Annotated in this window: 7 protein-coding genes; all 7 read right to left on the reverse strand. The window is 45.0% G+C overall.

Translation table 11 applies throughout. The features are described from left to right. The coding region (locus DW826_RS16790; RefSeq protein ID WP_181968104.1) for a relaxase/mobilization nuclease domain-containing protein at positions 1–527 on the reverse strand (527 nt) is incomplete at its 3' end. Then, a complete protein-coding gene (locus DW826_RS16795) occupies positions 488–808 on the reverse strand; it encodes a MobC family plasmid mobilization relaxosome protein (protein WP_117553270.1) in 321 nt (106 codons plus the stop codon). The genes DW826_RS16795 and DW826_RS16790, both read right to left, overlap by 40 nt. Further along, on the reverse strand, positions 805–1,239 hold the full coding sequence (locus DW826_RS16800) for a hypothetical protein (protein WP_147327173.1): 435 nt from the start codon (positions 1,237–1,239) through the stop codon (positions 805–807). The genes DW826_RS16795 and DW826_RS16800 overlap by 4 nt, the downstream gene beginning before the upstream one ends. 603 nt (positions 1,240–1,842) lie before the next feature. Continuing rightward, positions 1,843–2,349, reverse strand: coding sequence for a hypothetical protein (locus DW826_RS16810; protein WP_117553272.1), 507 nt, complete (start codon positions 2,347–2,349; stop codon positions 1,843–1,845). 13 nt (positions 2,350–2,362) lie between these two features. Then, positions 2,363–3,019 (reverse strand): hypothetical protein, encoded by a 657-nt coding sequence (locus DW826_RS16815; protein WP_117553273.1) that lies wholly within the window; start codon positions 3,017–3,019, stop codon positions 2,363–2,365. Between the two features lie 52 nt (positions 3,020–3,071). After that, positions 3,072–4,472 (reverse strand): repa, encoded by a 1,401-nt coding sequence (locus tag DW826_RS16820; protein WP_117553274.1) that lies wholly within the window; start codon positions 4,470–4,472, stop codon positions 3,072–3,074. 215 nt (positions 4,473–4,687) lie between these two features. Further along, positions 4,688–5,266: a hypothetical protein gene (locus DW826_RS18760; RefSeq protein WP_242994135.1), complete on the reverse strand. Its 579-nt coding sequence runs from the start codon at positions 5,264–5,266 to the stop codon at positions 4,688–4,690. Positions 5,267–5,573: the final 307 nt, after the last annotated feature.

Here is a 5,573-nt window from a genome sequence, read left to right on the forward strand (position 1 = left end):
AGAAGCTGGTACGTCTCTTTTTTCCATGCCACTGTTTCCTCTCGCTCCACTCCTTCAAAGGTCTTTCCCTTTTCTGGGACGTGCAGCCCCTGCTCCCTACTCTGTGCGTTGCACCGCTTCTTCAGCTCCCGAAGGTCGGCACTGCTCCACTGGAGCTTGTGCCCATCCTCAAAATTGACGGAATTGACGATAAAGTGCGTATGGATATGGTCTTTGTCCTTATGGGTAGCCACAAGCACCTCAAACCCTTTCCATGCCGGCGTATTCTCTGCAAGCTGTAAGGCGTTCCTGTGTGCCTGCTCCGGCGTGATTTTCTCGTCCTTATGGTAGCTCTGGACAAAATGCTTGTATGTCCTTCCCCCGGTTTTCTCCCATAGTTCCTTGGTAGCCTGCATTTCCTCCTTTGCTGTCTCTGCTTCACAATGCAGACCGCTGACAAGCTTCTCCTCTGTCTTTTCTTCTTTCGTCACATAATCAATCGCCTGTCCTATGCCTGCCTTTGAAGATACCGCCTTAATAACTGCCATACTTGCTTCAGCTCCTCCCCTTGTTCCCGCACCTCGGATTCACTTGGCAGCACTCCGCCCTCATTACACCTCTTTGCTATCTGGTTGAGGTTGTTCCCGATCCGCTTCAGCTCCGGGATAAGTTCTTTGATACCGTCCGTATTCACGATCTGCTTCTCCAGCACACAGGAAAGGATATACTCCTGCTGGTTCTTCCCGCTCTGGAAAACCTTCTCCTGCAACTGCTGGTATTCTTCCTCGTTTACCCGGAAAGATAGCTGTTTCGGTCTTGTCTTGTTCATGGCTGCTTTCCCTCCAGTTCCCGGACAATGTTCTCTTTTCCCCGGATAACCTGCACATCGTCAAGGACTTTCGGGGTATCCGTTGCAAGTCCTACCATTTTCCCGACACATAACTTAATACAGTACACGCTTTCCATGAGGTCTGCTTCGTCTGAAAAAGACGTTTCATAGTCGGCACTTCCGTCGGCATAGCTCTTTTTGATAATGGCGTGGTATCTGCCAATCTGAAACGCTCCTACTTTCATACCCTTTCCCCCCCCTAATTCTCTTTCGTGCAAATCATCTACGTATTCAAAACCATATTCCTGTGCGGCTATCTGCTCCAGCCTTGCCATGGTCTTTCTTGCCTCCCACTGTGCTTCTTCACTACGGGCTGTCTGAAAATCCAGCACTGCCAGATGATACTGATTTTCGATATACTTCTTGTCCATGATGACCTCACTTTCCCGATGGTAACACCACCGCATGACGAGCCTTCCGGCTCTGATTTAAGGGGGATTGAGGGGGGCCTTCCCCCCCTCACAAGTTCTAAAGTGGTAACACTTTAGGGAACTTGCAATATATCCACTACACATATTATAGTATAGTGGTAGCACTTCTGTCAAGCGGATATATTCGTGCGTATATTCTGCCAAGAATATAGTGGAGCTTACTTCCTCTTGGGCGACTTTGGAAGTGTAGGAGGAAGAAAGTCAAGGGCTTGTTTTTTATCTGCAGTATGAGCTTCAGCCTGCCGATCAGCGAGTACAGCAGATAAAAAATGGTCGCAGACCACCCTTTACTTTCTTCCTCCGGAACGGACAATACAGCACAGGGGAAGTAACGGAACGGACGGGCAGCCGTTTCCCTCTCCGGCATGATAGCCAACAAAAAAGAGTATCAAGGGTAAACACTGCGGTCTATGACCGCCCTTGACACTCTTTTTCTTATGACTCTCCCAGTAAACAAGGGAAAACGGCTTATTGTGGCATTTCTGCCCCTATGGTATAATATTCAGCGTTGTCGCACCCAATCTGGCTATTTGTTGCCAGATTCTATCTTCTTCTTTCCATTTCTTCCAGAATAGAAACTATTTTCTTGCTCAAATTCTTTCCCCATTCTGTGTATGTCGTTCTATGTTCATAAACAAGTGAAGCTTCATAACGCATATACTCCAGCACATTTTCATCACCATACTCAACTGGGGTAGGATAATCGAATGACACCCAACTTTGTCCAGATGTTGCTATTCTTTCACCATCAAGATATCTCTTTTCTTCATCCGATATAATTCCTTTATCACGAAGATAGCTTACAAATTCCTTATATTCATCCCTTGACATATGAGTCGGATCCCATTTGGAAGCAAGGTCATCATAATCATCATCTTCCAATTTTGGTGGTTGAGATACACTGTGTCCTATATATTGATCACCTTTTACTTTTTCTGCCTCCAATGCAATAGAATTTGAAAAAAGTCCATTTACCCCAGGTTCATTTACTTTTCCAATTCGACGATTATTCATCTGAAAGCATAAAGAATTATTTAAACTAACTTTCATAATATCTCCTTACCTATTGAGCATCTGAACTTGAAGAATTTAAATAAACATAACCTCCTGCTTCTAAAGATACAACATTTCCTGTTACGGATGTATAAGTAAATGTCCCCTTATACCCATTTCCATATTTTTGGGTTGTATTTTGAACTGGAAATACTAAATCAAATGTACGGGTCATTCCACTATAAGCTCCTCCTGAAGCAGTTACTCCACCATCTAATGACTTGAATTGATATCTCAATGGATGTTTATATGTATTATAACAATCCATTTCCATTCTCCATTTTACAACCTGATATCCTTGTTCATCAAAGCTATGAAGAAGTCTTTCTGTGGTTTCCGGCGACACCTCTAAAAAGTTATTTTGCCCCCAATCATTTCCGGAAATATTATGTTTTACATATATATTCGAATCATAATAATCTTCAGTATCTCCTGGCTTCTGATATACCGGATACACTCTTACACTTTTCACTTGAAATTTTTCTATTTGAGGAAGAAAAGCAGCTAAATTATTTGCATCTGCATTTTCTAAATTTCTTGGATTGTCATACACAACATCATTAGTAAAATTTTCTGTTGCTGGTATTTTCTTTTCACTCGCAAAGGCTGCAAAGCAAAATGTCAATGTGAATACTACAGAAAAAAATAATATTTTTACAGTTTTCATAATAATTTCCTCCCTAAAAATATTTTTTTATTATTATAGCACGATTTTCCATTTATTTCCACCACTTGTAAACGGTTGGCTTGCTCAACCCTGTCTCCCGGATACAGTCCGCTTTTTTTCCTGCCGGGTGGCTCTCCTGCCATTCTCTGACCGTCTGCTCCGCATTAGGTCTGCCAGCCCACTCATGATTTGGATAATCTATATCCTGTACAGCTCTTGCTCTTGCAAGATGCACTTCCTGCTTTCTATAATTCCGCTTATTGGCTGGTATCGTAACCTTGGTGTTATCCTCTATCCATTCCCGGCTTGCTATCGTTGACAGCCGTTTTCTGTCCCCTTTCAATGCCCGGAGAGCGTCTTTCACATCTGCCCGGCTAAAATGGTTGTCCTCGTCCTCAGTGAGACTCTCTAAATGCTCCAGGAACGCATAGGCGTCACGCCTTATCTTCTGCTCGGATATACCACACTTCAATCCATAAGAACATAACGCCATAATGGAAAAATACCGCCCTCCGGCTTTCACTTCCTCGGTTATCTTCCGTTTCCACCACTCATACAATGCTTCGTTACATACCCAGGTACCGCCCTGCTTCTTACTTTTCTGCTTCGGCTCTCCCTGCACAATCCTCTTTTCATACCACTCCGGATACAGCTCCTTTGCTTCTTCCAGCGTGACGGTGCTTTTCCTCCTCGGCTTCTCATACAGAGGGGCAAGGTCAACCTTACAGCTGGGTATGCTGGCTTTTATATCCTCCAGCGTGTAACGGTTCTCAGACAGCTTATAGGCTTTTACAGGAAAGTCTGCTCCCAGCTTCGACTGGCTGCCCACACACCGAAACCCCTGATAGATTCCGGTTATATCCGGGCTATCCGGACGGATGGAGCTGGTATCATTCCATAACCGCCGGATAAAGGCTTCTTTCAGCTCCGCAAGCACCTTTTCCCGGTTTCGATACAGCTGAACCGGCTCCTGCAAAAAATAGTAAAGATGTACACCTTTTCCGGAACTAACAAGATAGGTCGGACGGAGCTGCACACCATTCCCGAACTGCTTCAGCAGGTTCTTCAGCTGCTGTTTCCCTACATAGTCCACATCTATCACCATCGCAAACAGCTCATGGGCATTCTCTTTCGTATGTGTCTTTCCGTAAAAACTGATGGGTGGTATCAGCCCAAACCTGTCCCCTATGACCTTATCCAGCATTTTCAAACTGTCATCAATCACCCACTGCCGAGTTCTGCCTTTCCCAGACGGTCTAATCTGCGTTGCTATGATATTTCCTTTTCCGTCCTCCGGCTCCTGCTGGAGACTGCCAGCAGGAAACAGCTCCCGGTAGAAACCATAAGGGCTTACCTCCAGGTATCCCCTCTCCAGCATAAGGGCTTCTTTCCCCCGGTAAGCAGACTTCCACTCATATCTTCTTTTGTCTCTGCGTCTCTGATATTTTGACATAGTCTCTTCCCCCTACTCCCTGTCGCCTTGACCGCTAATCTTATCAATACATTTTTTTACCTTTTTTTTGTCAAGTATAAATGAGTACCTTTTTGGTGACAACTTTTATCCCCTACTCCCTGTCGCCTTGACCGCTAATCTTATCAATACATTTTTTTACCTTTTTTTTATATACTAAATCAAGAAGCCGTTACGGCTTCCTGATTATTCATTTACTAAGCCAAAAATAGATAATAAATCAGCAATATCAGTGTCACGATATTACAGCCCATCCCTGCCCAAAACAGGTATAGCTTCAAGCCCTCATATCTGAAAAAGCCGTTTTTGCTTTCCTCCAGCTCCCGAACTTTCTGCTTCATTACGCTTGTAAGTGTATCAGACTGCTTCTCAAGGGCTTTTGTTGCCCTCTGTACAGCCTCTATATTCGCCTGTAATGCCTTTCTAACCTCTTGGACGGTACTTTCTCTAACCTCATCTCTCAGGCTCCCAATTTCGGCTGATATGGCGTTCTGAAGCAGTTCGTTGCTGTTCTCTAACTGCTCGACGTTCTTCTTCAGCTCGCTGATGAGCTGCCTGCTCAGTTCCGCGTCTCTCTGCCTGTTCTGCTCTGCCCTTGCTTGTCCTTGATTTGACTGCTTCATCAATTCCTCGCAGCTCTCGCTCGACAAAGCTAAAGCTTCCTTCAGCAGGCTGTTCTCCAGCTCTGTCCGGCTCTGACGGTTCAGTTCTTGGAGCTGTTCTCTCGGACTTGCCTGCTCTGACTTCTGCTGTTCGTGCATTTCTCTCAAACTCATGCTCCAGTTCCTCCTTCCCAAAACCCATGTTGTAGTATTTTTCCAGCTTATTATTACGAATTTTGCAAGCCTTTTCCCCTGCCTGCTCCCTTGCTAAGTCGGTATATGTGATGTACTTGTGGCTGTCCTGCCAGTCCACTCCGTACCCTCTTTCATTCATCAGCCGGATAAAGGTTTCCCGGCTGGTCGCTGTTTCCTTACAGTCCAGGACTGCCAGGGCAATGTCCTGGACATAGCTTTTCACTTTCCCCTGCTCCGCCTGCTTCAGAAGCTGGTACGTCTCTTTTTTCCATGCCACTGTTTCCTC

Origin of the sequence: Clostridium sp. AM34-11AC (assembly GCF_003435375.1) — a bacterium.
Lineage (GTDB): Bacteria > Bacillota > Clostridia > Lachnospirales > Lachnospiraceae > Pilosibacter > Pilosibacter fragilis.